We start from the raw sequence: 11,251 nt of genomic DNA on the forward strand, positions 1-11,251 counted from the left end.
GTCGCGCTCATGTCCCAGCCGCCCGGGGAGGAGGTCGTCGTCCTGCCGCCGCTGCCACTGGCGACCGGACGTCTCCTCCCCGGCGGTGACGACGTCGCCCCCGCGGGCAGGCGCATCACCGAGGTGGCGCTCGTCGTCCGCACCGAGGACGGCACGGAGCACCGGCTGCCCCTCGTCGAGCAGCACGGCGCCTGGTGGGCCCCCACCCCGCCCCGCTGGACGCCGGCGCCGGGCCGGTCCACCGATCGGGCGACACGCACCGGAAACCACCCTCACCCGGAGGGGTGAGCCGCCCTCCCCACCCCCTCCGGGCACCCCCGCGTCCCGTCGATACGACGGCGAGGCCGCTGCACCGCAGCGCGCCGGCCACGTAGGACGAGACCGCCGGGGGACCCGCAGTGCCCGCACCACGCACGCCCGCCCCCCGGGCCACCCGCAGCACCGCCGCACCCCGGACCGCCCGCCCCCGGACCGCCACCGGCCGGCCGCAGCTGACCCCGCAGGAGGCCGCCGCCCTCCGCGCCCTGCTGGCGGCCCGAGCCGCCGCCGCGGGCGAGGGTCCGACCACCGCGCGGACGGCGACCGGGACCCGCACGAGCACCGGCACCCGGAAGAGCACCGGCACCCGCACGAGCACCGGCACCCGGAAGAACACGAGGAGCGCCGGGCGGACCACCCGTCGTCCCACCTCCCGGCGCCCCGCCCGCCCGGCCGCGTGGCGGCGGTTCCTGGCCACCCAGCACGCCGGGGCGTGGAAGCGCCGCGCCGCGGTCGTGGCCCTGGGCGTCGTCCTGCCCGTCCTCGCCGGCGCCCTCTCCCCCACCCCGCCCGTGCCCGCGACCGCCGCGGCCACCGACCCGGCGGGCCAGGCCGTGGCCGTGCAGCAGCGCCTCGCCGACGACGCCGCCCGCTACCGCCGGCTGCAGCAGGACCTGGTCGGCCGGCGCGACGCCCTGGCCCGCGCCGAGGCCGCCGAGGCCGACGCCCGCGCCGCCGCCGACGCCGCCCGGGCGACCGTCGGGGACGGTGCCGCCGACCTGTACCGCATGACCCTGGACCAGCGCGTCCCGCTCACCGCACTCGACGTGCACGCCCCCGACGGCGCCGGCGACGCGCTGTGGCTGGCGGCGCTGGCCGAGCGGGCCGACGAGCGGCGCTCGGTCGACGTCGTCCGCGCCGCCCGCGCCGAGCAGGCCGCCCGCGCGGCCGCGACCGCGACCGCCGCGGCACGGATCGCCGTGGACGCCGGAGTCGCCGAGTCCCAGGCTCTGCTGACCCGCGTGCGCGGGGAGGTCGCCGGACTGGTCCCGGCCACGGCCGCGCAGCTGGCGGGCCTGGGCACCGTCCCGGCCGCCGGTGAGCAGCAGGAGCGCAACGCCTCCGCGCTGCGGCGCTGGCAGGACTACCTCGGCACGCTGGCCGTCGCCGGCATCGTGCCGCCGCCCGCGGCGCAGCTCGCCGACCCGGCCGCGCTGCCCGACGGCTTCTCCCCTGCCCGCGACGCGGCCGGCGCCCCGGTCCCCGGCGTGGCCCTCGCCATCGCCGGCAACCGGCCGGTCACCGTGCTCTCGGCGGAGACCGTCGCGGCGGTCAGCGTCGCCTTCGCGCAGCTGGGCCGCCCCTACCAGGCCGGCGCCACCGGCCCGGACGCCTACGACTGCGGGGGCCTGACCGCGGCCGCGTGGGTGCAGGCCGGTTCCGGCCTCCCCGCGGCGGCCGCCGACCAGTGGGCCACGGGCTCGCCGGTCCCCTCGGCGCAGCTGCAGGTGGGCGACCTCGTGTTCGCCGACGGCGGCGCGGACGTGGGCATCTACGTCGGCGAGGGCCAGGTGCTGGGCGCCTCGGCGGCCGGCTACCAGGTCGGCGTCCGGCCGATGACCGCGGCGGTCGGCACCGTGCGGGTCACCCTGCCCGCCCCGGACCGGGCCAACCCCGAGCTGCCGGCCGCGGTCTCCGGCAACGGCGCCTGCGGTGCCCCGCCGGCCCCCGTCGGCCCGGTCAGCCCGTCCTGGGGCGGCTTCGGCAACGGCCGCATCCCCGCCTCGGCGCTGTGCTCGATCGGCGACTCGCACGCGCTGCGCTGTGACGCCGCCGCCGGCTACGCCGCGATGGCCCAGGAGTTCGCCCGGGCCTTCGGCCGGCCCATGTGCATCACCGACTCCTACCGGTCCTTCGCCGCGCAGGTCTCGGCGTTCCGCGCCAAGCCGCGGCTCGCGGCGGTGCCCGGCACGTCGAACCACGGGTGGGCGCTGGCGGTCGACCTGTGCGGCGGGATCAACCACGGCGGCAGCGCCGAGTGGCGGTGGATGACCGCCAACGCCGGCCGGTTCGGCTTCGTGCAGCCGGACTGGGCGGGCCCGTCGGGCGAGAAGCCCGAGCCGTGGCACTGGGAGTTCGGCCACCTGCTCGACGCCTGACGCCGTGCACCTGACGCCGGGCGGCGCCGGCCGGGTCTACCGCCAGGGCAGGGTCGGCAGGGCGGTCCAGGGCAGCCGCACGCAGGGCTCCCCGGTCGCCTCCGCCAGGCGCGCGGCCACGCCGGCCACCGCGCCGGCCACCGGGCGGCCGGGGGTGAGCACCACCTGCATGTCCGGCAGCGCCACGCCGGCGGCGGCGACCCGGTCCAGCACCCGCCCCGGGGCGACGAAGGGCGCCGACGCCAGCAGTGGCACGTCCGGGTGCGACCACAGCGCCACCGGGCCCTGCACCCGCAGCTCGGTCTCGACGTCCGCCGCCCGGGCGACCGCCGCCGCGCGCACCCGTGCGACGTCGGCGGCCCCGGCGCGGGACGACGGCGACCAGGGCAGCGCCAGCGCTCCCCGGCGGACGACGACGCGCCACCCCACGACGGACCGGCGCTCGTCGGTCCAGTCCAGGACGGCGACCCCGGCGGCGTCGGCCGCGGCGTCGGGCACCGGACGGTGGGCGACCCACGAGAGCAGCGCCGCGGCGAGCCCGTCGGGGGTCGGCGCGACACCGGCCGCGGTCATGTCCTCGGCGAGGTCCCGCAGCGGCGCGCGGACGGCGCGCTCGTCCTCGCGCAGCAGCACGACGGGGCCGTCGACGCGGTCGTCGGTGAGCGCGGCGCGCAGCCGCGGCGCCCCGAGCCCGGGCAGCACCTCGAGGGCGACGTCCCGCAGGTCCGCGGGGTCGATCGGCACGGGCCGCAGGCGCTGCAGCAGACCGGCGCTGGCGCGCCCGAAGGGCCGGTCGCTCACCGCGGCTCCCGGGCCAGCGCCGCGCGCAGGGCCCCCGGCAACTGCGGGAGGGCGAGCACGCTGGCGCGCTCGATCGCCGACAGCCGCACCGGCAGCACGTCGTCGTCCCAGCCGGTGACCCGGCGGACCCGGGCGGCCGGGTCCGGCCAGACGGCGTCGCGGGCCATGGCCACGTGCAGCTCGGTGAGGACGTCGGCGAGGTGGATCGCGGTGACCGGGTGCACCTCGTCGGCGGCCAGCCCGGCGCGCACGGCGGCGGCGAGGGCGGCGCGCTCGGGCGCGGCCAGCCAGAACGGAACGAGCACGTCGGGGGTCGGCTCCCCCGCCGCCAGGGCGCTCAGCTCGGGCCCCCCGGGGACGTCCCCGGCGCCGGGCGGCGGAGCGGGGAGGGGGTCACACCGGAGATATCGGCAGTCCCGACGCCCTTCGGACCCGCTCGGGTCACGAATTCCCGGACGGATCCAGCCGCGGTCCGGCCCCGGGGACGCCACCGGCCCCGGTCCGCGCGGGACCGGGGCCGGGGTGAGCTGACGGCACCCGCTGCAGGGGCCCGCCGCGAGCGTGCGAGTGGTGGGGGCCTCTCTCAGTCGGAGAGCTCGGCCAGCTGCGCCTTGAGCGCACGCTCGACCCGGTCGGCGTGCACGTTCATGTTGCGCACCGAGGTGCCCAGGTCGGCCGAGAGCTGGGTCTTGGTGACCCCGCCCCAGGTGGTCAGGTACCAGGTGGCCCAGCCGAGGACGTTCGGCTGGCCGGCGCGCTGCTCGCGCCGCGCCGTCGGGTCCGGGGCGCAGGCGGCGGTGAGGGCGTGCGACAGCAGCGTCTGCTCGGCCTCGTCCATGATGTCGTCGGGCGCCTCGTGGCTGTCGGGGATGAGCACCTCGGCCGCGTCGGGGGTGCCGTCCAGCGACTGCAGGTTGCGCAGGCCGTTGAGGGTCGCCACCGTCTGCGAGTTGCGCCGCAGGGTCGCCACGCTCTGCCCCATGTAGGCGGCCAGCTCCTTCTCGGAGGGGCGGCGCTGGTGCTCGGCCACGAAGGCGGCGATCGCCTTCTGCTGCTTGTTCTCGGTGTCGGCGGCGGTGCGGCCGTGGGCGGCGCGACCGAGGTCGTGCACCCACTTGGACAGCTGGGTGGCCAGGAATGCGCCGAAGGGCACCGACTTGCTCTCGTCGAACTGACCGACGGCCTTGAGGATCCACTCGTAGACCTGCTGGGTCAGGTCGTCGGGGTCGGGCAGGTGCAGCCGGATCGTGCTCATGTTCCGCTGCAGGCGCTTGAGGCTGAGCGGGGCGTAGTGCCGGCACAGCTCGTCGAGGAAGGCCGGCGGCAGGTCGCGGGGCGCGCGGCGGCGGACGTCGGCCTCGGCCCGCAGCCCCACCGTGGTGATGCCGCGGCCGGCGCACCAGGCGCGCACCCAGTCGGCCAGCACCGCGCCCTGGCCGCAGGCGCCGTCGACGCGGTACAGGCCCTCGCCGGCGTCGAGGCTGACGGTCACGCCGTCGGGCAGGTCGGCGCGGAACTCCTCCAGCGGGAGCTCGCGGTCGGCGCGGAAGTGGACGCGGTCCCGGGGGGTGATCGGGACCCGCGCGAAGCCCTCGGCCTCGGGGATGCCCCCGAAGACGAGGGGCTGGCGGGTGGGGGCGGCGGTGGCGGTCACGGGAGGCTCCTGGGGAAGAGGACGTCGCGTGGGGGCTCGCGGCTCAGGCGAGGGCGTGCTCGGTGGCGGGGACGGCGCGCGGCGCGGGGACGACGGCGGGCGCGGGCCCGCCGACCCCGAGGCTGGCCATGAGGCCCGCGGCGGCGGCGCGCTCGGCGGGGCCGGGCTCGGCCGTGTAGACCGGCATGTGGTCGTAGAGCGTGGTGAACAGCTCGCTGACGAAGGCGTAGGCGGCCTGGGCCTGCGGCGAGAACCGGGCCACGCCGGCGCGCGGGCCGAGCTCGACGCCGACGGTGACCCGCACGGTGCGCTCGTCCTTGCCCAGCCCGGACACGGCGACCGCGACGTCGGGGTGCGCGGCGGCGAGCGCGGCGAGCCCGGCCAGGCAGCGGCGGGCCGAGCCGCGCCGGGGGCGCAGGGCGACGTGGACGACGACCGTGTCGGCCTCCTCGGCTGCCTCGGCCGCGAGGTCCGCGTCGGCCTGGGTCGCCGCGAGGTCGTCGGTCGTCAGATCGACGGTCCCGGCCGGGATGGCCTGGTCAGCGCTGCGGTACATGGAATCGCCCCCTTGTCGTGCTTGGGGGCAACTCTGGCGCATGACGACGGCGCCCACGCCACAAGACTCGCTGTGCCATCCGCAGTTGTGGGGGGTCCACTTCGGCACTTGTTGCCCGTGTCGATGCCCCCTGCGCGCCCAGCCGCCTCGTCGTCGTCAGCTTCTGACGACCGGCGGGCGGCCGGGCGGTGCAGATGCGTCAGGCGGTCGGGGCACCGCCGGCGGGGACGTCGCCGTCGGCCGGCGCGGGGGCCGGGGCGAACGCCGCGAGGGCACCGAGGGTGTCCGCGGTGACCTGCGCCGCGAGGAGGTTGGCCTCGGCGATCTGCCGGTAGACCTCCTCGCGGTGGATCGTCACCTCGCGCGGGGCCTTGAAGCCCAGGCGGACGGTGCCGCCCCGGACCTCCACGACGTGCACCTCGATGTCGTCGCCGATGCGGATCGTCTCGCCGACGCTGCGGGTCAGTGTGAGCATGGGAACCCCTCCATGGGTCGTTGTGGCCTCCGTGGCACCCCCGCCGGGCGGGGGACGGCGTGCCGCCGGCTGCGGCGGGACACCGTGTGCGGTGCGGCGCGGGCGCGCCAGTGTCGTTATCGGCGCAGTGGCCGCCGGATGGGATGGGCGCTGTCGGTGAGCACGACCTGGGTGGCCCGCCAGGTCGCCGGGTTGACCACCACGGGCGCCCGCAGGTTCACCGTCGCCGCGGCGGGACCCTCGTCGGGAACCGTCACGAGACAGAACAGCCGGGCGTCGGCCGGGTCGGTCAGCCCGAGGTCGGCGCAGACCGAGCGGGGCAGCTCGGGCGCGTAGTCCGGGAAGTACCGGGCCGGGGCGATGGCCAGGAACCGCGGACCGTCGGCGTCGAGCGACTGCAGCCAGAACAGGAGCCCGTCGCCGTCCGCCGTGACGAGCACGTAGTCACGGTGGTCGGGGAAGCCGGGCACCGGCTGGACCATGCCCAGCAGGGGCATCGTGGCGACGGGGGCGAGCGTCACCGGAGGTAGTCCATGAGGCTGGGCTGGATCGCCTTGGCGGTGGCACCGAGGGCCGCCTCGTAGCCGGTCTTCTGCATGTTGAGATCCATGATCGTCCTGGGGAGGTCGATCTCCTCGACGTCGGACAGCTGTCCCTTGAGGGTCAGCTGGAGGTCGGTGTTGACCTGCTGGGCCGAGACCAGCCGCGCCGACCGCGCACCGATGCTGGCGGCGGCGGTCAGCATGCGGCTGATGGCCTTGTCCAGGTCGCCGAGGTCGGTCTGCAGGTCGGTGGGGTCCGCCGCCGCCGTCAGCACGTGGCCGGCGATGTCGCCGACGAGCCGGAAGAGGTCACGCCCGGGGGCCTGCTCACCGAAGGCCTCCGGGCCGGTGATGTCCACCCGGATGACCTCGGTGTCGGAGACCCGGCGGACCAGGGGGACCGTCTGGTCGACCCCGGCGACGGTGCCGCCCACGCCGAGGAACGCGCCGGTCGTCGGGTCGTAGGCCTGCGCCTGGCCGGTCGCCCCGCCGAAGACCGGCTGGCCGTTGATGGTCTGGTTGGCCACGCCGAGCAGGCTGGCCCGCAGGGAGGTCACCTCCGTGGCGATGGCGGCCGCGGAGTCACCCTGGACCGACCCGGTGTTCAGTCCCTGCACGGTCAGGTCACGCACCCGGCGGACCTGGTTGAGCATCGTGGTGAGGGCCGAGTCCGCGGCGTCGAGCCAGCCCTTCCCGTCGGAGATGTTGCGCGCCTGCTGCATGACCGCGTCGGTGCTCTGCCGCACCTGCATGGCCTTGTTCGTGCCGGTCGGCGAGTCCGACGGCGCGTTCAGCACCCGGCCGGTGGTCAGCTGCTCCTGCAGCTTGGCCATGCGGGCGAGGTTCTGGTTGAGGCCGAGGAGACTGGTCTGCGCGACGGCCCGCTGGGTGATCCTCATCAGCGGCCCACCAGGCCCATCCGGGTGATCATCGTGTCGAGCGTCTCGTCGACCGCGGTGACCAGGCGGGCCGCGGCCGAGTACGCGTGCTGGTACGACATCATGCGGGTCATCTCCTCGTCGAGGTTGACGCCGGCGACCGACTCGCGGGCGGCGTCGACCTGGTTGCGGACGACGGTCTGCACCTGCAGGTCGCCCTTGGCGACCGAGGACTGCACGCCGAGACCGACGATCATCTCGCGGTAGGTGGCGTCGACCCCCGTCGGCGCCAGGGACAGCCGGTACAGCGCGTCCGCGTTGTTGCCGTTGACGGTCACCGCCCCGCTGGGCACCACGCCCGCGGCGGCGAGCTTGCGCGGGTCGGTCAGGGTCACCGTGATGTTCGACGCCGTGACGGTGCCACCCGAGGAGGGGCCGAGGAGCGGACCACCGGCGACGCCGTCGAGGTCGAGGCCCTGCGCGTGCTGGGTGTTCAGCGCGGTCGCCAGGCCGGCCGCGAGCGAGTCGAGGGATGCGCGGTAGCCGGGGACGATCGACCCGAGGACGGCGATCTGCCCCTCGGCCGTGCCACCGATCTGGAGGTCGGTCCCGCCGGGCGCGGTCACCAGCTTCGGCGGCGTCGCGGCGGCGCCCGCCGGCGAGGTGCCACCGGCCAGCGCGATGGCGATCGTGGTGTTGCCGGTGACCAGCGACGACCCCCCGACGAACACGTCGAGGACGCCGTCCTCCCGCGGCGTGGCGGTCGCGCCGACCTGCTGGGCGAGCTTCATGACCAGGGAGTCGCGACGGTCGGAGAGCTCGTTGACCGGCGTGCCGCTCAGGTTGCCCAGCCGGATCTTCTGGTTCAGCTCGGCGATCGACGACGCCGTGGCGTTGACGTCACTGACGAGCGACCCGAGGGCGGCGTAGGTGTCCTCCCACTGCTTGTCCAGGCTGGTCGCCGTCGTCCGGATGCCCGCGGCGAGCGTCTGCAGGCGCTCGATGACCTGGCTGCGCGCGGCGAGGTTCTTCTCCGTCGGGTTGTTCGCGACGTCGCTGAACCCGCTCCACACATTGGCCAGCATCTTCTGGATGCCGGTCGCCCCGGGCTCCCGGAACGCCGCCTCGATCTGGGTGTAGGCGCTGCTCTCCACCTCCAGCCGCGCGGTCGTCGCGGTCTCCAGCCGGCCACGGGCCTCGAGGAAGGCGTCGCGGATGCGGATCACCGTGTTCGAGTCGACGCCCGACCCGATCCCGTCACCGATCGAGTGGATCGCCGGCACGGTCGCGCCGTTGATCGACTGCTGCTCCACCCGCTGCCGCGTGTAGCCGTCGGTGTTGACGTTGGAGATGTTCTGCCCGGTGACGTCGAGGCCGCGCTGCGCGGCCCACAGCGCCGTCGAGGCCCGGGTCAGGCCACCGAAGGTGCTCACAGTGCTCCGTCCAGGGTCACGGCACGGTTGGTGCCGGCGGTGGTGCGCCCCGAGGCCCCGTAGGTGCCCGCGGAGGGCGCGCGGACCGACAGCAGCGCCTCGTCCAGCGCGGCCAGGCCGCCCTCGATGAGCTCGCGGTTGCTGTCGGAGAGGCTGCGCAGCTCGGTGACGAGCACCAGCAGGGCCTCGTGGTGCTTGGCGAACAGGTCGTTCCACGGCGCCGGCGCCGACTCGGCGACCTGGCGCAGCGAGGGGTTGGCGTCCAGGCCGAGCTTGACCGCCAGGGCCTCGGTCACCGCGGCGCGCTCGACCTCGAGCGTGCGCAGCTGGTCGAGGACCACCTCGATCTCGTGCGCGATCCGGGCCAGCCAGCGGGTCTTGCCGGTGACGATGAGGTACTGCTTCTCCTCCGCCTTGAACAGCAGGAGGTCCAGCAGCTCCTGCTCGCGCCAGAGCAACGTCGACAGGTGCTGGTAGTCCACGTCCCCACCGCCTCTCTCGTCCGTCGTCCCTCGTGGGCCGTGCGCCGGGGTCACCGGGCGGCCCGTGGTCTCGCAGGTCAGCCATCGGCACCGGGCGAGGAACCCTCAAGCCGAGGGGCGGACGTTGTCAGATGTTCGCCGCCGGGCCACGGTGCCGTGGCGCACACGGGGTGCCGAGAAGGAGGACGTGCGAGCAGCCCGATCCCCGGTGACCGAGCGATCCCCGGCCGTCCCCCGTCCGCGGTCGGCCGGCTCCGTCGACTCCCTGGTGACCGACCACCTGCCCCTGTGTTCCTTCGCGGTCAACGCGGTCGCGTCCCGCATCTCCCTGCCCGCCCACGTGAGCCGCGAGGACCTGCTGTCCTGCGCGCGGGTGGCGCTGGTCGAGGTGGCCCGCCGGTTCGACCCCGACGCCGGGGCCACCTTCGCCACCTACGCGCTGCCGCGCCTGCAGGGTGCGGTGCTCGACGAGCTGCGCTCCGGGGACTGGGCCAGCCGCTCGGTCCGGGCCGCGGCCCGGCGCACCGACGCGGCCGCGGACGCCCTGACGATCAGCCTGGGCCGCCCGCCGACCCGCGAGGAGCTGGCCGAGAGCCTCGGCATGCGCCAGGGCGAGCTCGACGCGCTGCAGGTCGACGTCCACCGCGCGGTGATGGTGAGCATCGACGCCGAGACCGGCGGGGAGGGCGGCGGCGGGCTGGACCTGCCCGACCCCGGCGAGTCGCCCGAGCGGGCGGTGCTGCGCGGAGAGCGCGGGCGCTACCTGCAGCAGGCCATCCGCGAGCTGCCCGACCGCCTCGACGAGGTGATCGAGCGCAACTTCTTCGGCGGCGAGTCCCTCACCGAGATCGCCGAGGTCCTCGGCGTGACCCTCTCGCGGGTCTCGCAGATGCGCGCCCGGGCCCTCACGCTGCTGCACGCCGCGATGAGCGAGGTGTGGGACGGCCGCGCCGTCCCCGCCGACGGCGGCGTCCGCGCCCGCAACCAGCAGCGGTCCTACGTCGACCGGGTGGCCGGCCGCAACGGTCCGCCACCCGCGCCGCCGGCCCCGGTGCCCTCCCCGCGGGGCGCCCGGCTCGCCGAGCGGTACGGCGCCCCCCGCCACGGGGCAGAGCGCTACGGGGCCGCCCGCCCCGCGTGACCACCGCGACCCGACCTGCAGCGCCCCGGCCACCGGCCGGGGCGCTGCGGCGTCCGGGGGCTCCTCCCCCGCTGGGGGGATGAGCGGCGCCACCGGCGAATTGGTGCTCAAGTGACTCGTGGGACATGCCGTTGGGGGGTGTGCAAGGCCCGCGGCACGGACGCGGCGGGCCTCCGGCCCCCGTCCAAGGAGGATTCCCATGGGTCTCAGCGTGAACAACAACATCGCGGCGATGAACTCGTACCGCAACCTGGCCTTCACCGACGGCCAGATGGCCAAGTCGCTGGAGAAGCTCTCCTCCGGTTTCCGCATCAACCGCGCCGCCGACGACGCGGCCGGCCTGGCCATCTCCGAGGGCCTGCGCTCGCAGATCGGTGGCTTCAAGGTCGCCGTCCGCAACACCCAGGACGGCATCTCGGTCGTGCAGACCGCTGAGGGTGCGCTCACCGAGACGCACTCGATCCTGCAGCGCATGCGCGACCTGTCGGTGCAGGCCTCCAACGACGGCGGCCTCAACGGCGCCGCCAAGACCAACATCCAGGCCGAGGTCAGCCAGCTCAGCTCCGAGCTGGACCGGATCGCCTCCACCACCAAGTTCAACGGCAACAAGCTGCTCGACGGCAGCTTCAACGCCAAGTTCCAGGTGGGCGCCAACGCCGGCGAGACCATCGGCGTCGCGGTCACGCAGGGCATGAGCGCCGCCCAGCTCGGCCTCGGCTCGATCGACGTCTCCACCGGTGGCCCCGAGTGGTCGACCGCCCCCGGCGGCCTGACCTACACCGGCGCCACGGCTCCGGCGCTGACCGTCAACGTCATGTCCACCGGTGCCCGCACCCTGGACCTGACCGGCTGGTCGACCGGCACGACCGCCG

Annotated in this window: 13 protein-coding genes; 4 read left to right on the forward strand and 9 right to left on the reverse strand. The window is 75.8% G+C overall.

The annotated features are described in order from the left end of the window. The first annotated feature begins 9 nt into the window (after nt 1-9). Nucleotides 10-288, forward strand: coding sequence for a hypothetical protein (locus tag ACI781_RS16040; protein WP_456567119.1), 279 nt, complete (start codon nt 10-12; stop codon nt 286-288). A 110-nt stretch (nt 289-398) separates the two neighbouring features. After that, nucleotides 399-2,417: an NlpC/P60 family protein gene (locus ACI781_RS16045; RefSeq protein ID WP_456567120.1), complete on the forward strand. Its 2,019-nt coding sequence runs from the start codon at nt 399-401 to the stop codon at nt 2,415-2,417. A 36-nt stretch (nt 2,418-2,453) separates the two neighbouring features. On the opposite strand, the gene ACI781_RS16050 is transcribed toward ACI781_RS16045, so the two are convergent. The 9 genes from ACI781_RS16050 to ACI781_RS16090 all read right to left on the reverse strand — a co-directional run bounded on the left by ACI781_RS16050 (nt 2,454) and on the right by ACI781_RS16090 (nt 9,238). Further along, nucleotides 2,454-3,218 (reverse strand): hypothetical protein, encoded by a 765-nt coding sequence (locus ACI781_RS16050; RefSeq protein ID WP_456567121.1) that lies wholly within the window; start codon nt 3,216-3,218, stop codon nt 2,454-2,456. Further along, nucleotides 3,215-3,523, reverse strand: coding sequence for a hypothetical protein (locus tag ACI781_RS16055; protein ID WP_456567122.1), 309 nt, complete (start codon nt 3,521-3,523; stop codon nt 3,215-3,217). Before ACI781_RS16055 ends, ACI781_RS16050 begins: the two co-directional genes overlap by 4 nt. 278 nt (nt 3,524-3,801) lie before the next feature. Further along, nucleotides 3,802-4,872 (reverse strand): flagellar biosynthesis protein FliA, encoded by a 1,071-nt coding sequence (locus ACI781_RS16060; protein ID WP_456567123.1) that lies wholly within the window; start codon nt 4,870-4,872, stop codon nt 3,802-3,804. A gap of 43 nt (nt 4,873-4,915) precedes the next feature. Continuing rightward, nucleotides 4,916-5,428 carry a hypothetical protein gene (locus tag ACI781_RS16065; RefSeq protein ID WP_456567124.1) on the reverse strand — a complete coding sequence of 171 codons (513 nt, stop codon included), beginning with the start codon at nt 5,426-5,428 and terminating at the stop codon, nt 4,916-4,918. 199 nt (nt 5,429-5,627) lie between these two features. Next, the gene (csrA, locus tag ACI781_RS16070; RefSeq protein ID WP_456567125.1) at nt 5,628-5,903 is read right to left on the reverse strand and encodes a carbon storage regulator CsrA; all 276 of its coding nucleotides are present in this window, start codon (nt 5,901-5,903) and stop codon (nt 5,628-5,630) included. A 116-nt stretch (nt 5,904-6,019) separates the two neighbouring features. Continuing rightward, the gene (gene fliW / locus ACI781_RS16075) at nt 6,020-6,424 is read right to left on the reverse strand and encodes a flagellar assembly protein FliW (protein ID WP_456567126.1); all 405 of its coding nucleotides are present in this window, start codon (nt 6,422-6,424) and stop codon (nt 6,020-6,022) included. Then, nucleotides 6,421-7,344, reverse strand: coding sequence for a flagellin N-terminal helical domain-containing protein (locus tag ACI781_RS16080; protein ID WP_456567127.1), 924 nt, complete (start codon nt 7,342-7,344; stop codon nt 6,421-6,423). Before ACI781_RS16080 ends, fliW begins: the two co-directional genes overlap by 4 nt. Continuing rightward, nucleotides 7,344-8,756 (reverse strand): flagellar hook-associated protein FlgK, encoded by a 1,413-nt coding sequence (flgK, locus tag ACI781_RS16085; RefSeq protein ID WP_456567128.1) that lies wholly within the window; start codon nt 8,754-8,756, stop codon nt 7,344-7,346. The genes ACI781_RS16080 and flgK overlap by 1 nt, the downstream gene beginning before the upstream one ends. Continuing rightward, entirely contained in the window at nt 8,753-9,238 is a 486-nt protein-coding gene (locus ACI781_RS16090; protein ID WP_456567129.1) for a flagellar protein FlgN, read from the reverse strand. The genes flgK and ACI781_RS16090 overlap by 4 nt, the downstream gene beginning before the upstream one ends. A 208-nt stretch (nt 9,239-9,446) precedes the next feature. On the opposite strand from ACI781_RS16090, the gene ACI781_RS16095 reads away from it, so the two are divergent. Next, a complete protein-coding gene (locus ACI781_RS16095; protein WP_456567130.1) occupies nt 9,447-10,379 on the forward strand; it encodes a sigma-70 family RNA polymerase sigma factor in 933 nt (310 codons plus the stop codon). 199 nt (nt 10,380-10,578) lie between these two features. Continuing rightward, a partial coding sequence (locus tag ACI781_RS16100; protein ID WP_456567131.1) for a flagellin N-terminal helical domain-containing protein occupies nt 10,579-11,251 on the forward strand: 673 nt, incomplete at its 3' end.

The sequence above is a fragment of the Blastococcus sp. SYSU D00695 genome (assembly GCF_054050555.1).

Coding starts and splice junctions, on each gene's coding strand:
- ACI781_RS16040 (WP_456567119.1), top strand. CDS start 10: ATGTCCCAGCCGCCCGGGGAGGAGGTCGTCGTCCTGCCGCCGCTGCCA.
- ACI781_RS16065 (WP_456567124.1), bottom strand. CDS start 5,428: ATGTACCGCAGCGCTGACCAGGCCATCCCGGCCGGGACCGTCGATCTG.
- csrA (WP_456567125.1), bottom strand. CDS start 5,903: ATGCTCACACTGACCCGCAGCGTCGGCGAGACGATCCGCATCGGCGAC.
- ACI781_RS16080 (WP_456567127.1), bottom strand. CDS start 7,344: ATGAGGATCACCCAGCGGGCCGTCGCGCAGACCAGTCTCCTCGGCCTC.